The organism is Deinococcus pimensis DSM 21231 (assembly GCF_000519345.1).
Classification (GTDB): Bacteria; Deinococcota; Deinococci; order Deinococcales; family Deinococcaceae; genus Deinococcus_A; species Deinococcus_A pimensis.
Genome location: NZ_KI912671.1, coordinates 415114 through 415326, shown reverse-complemented (window position 1 = coordinate 415326; position 213 = coordinate 415114).

The window sequence follows — 213 nt, the reverse complement described above, 5'->3', positions numbered from 1 at the left end:
TCGTTGCCGACCTGGGTGACGAAGCGGGTGCGGGTGCCGAGCCGGGCGGCGGTGACGAGGGCGTTGAGGACGTCGCCGCCGTAGGCGCGGGTGAAGGTGCGGGCGGCGCCGAGCGGCTCATGAGCCCAGAATTCGACCATGCACTCGCCGAGCCCGACGAGTTCGGGCGCGGTCACGGGGCGCCTGCCAGGGCGAGGGCCGCGTGCGTGGCGG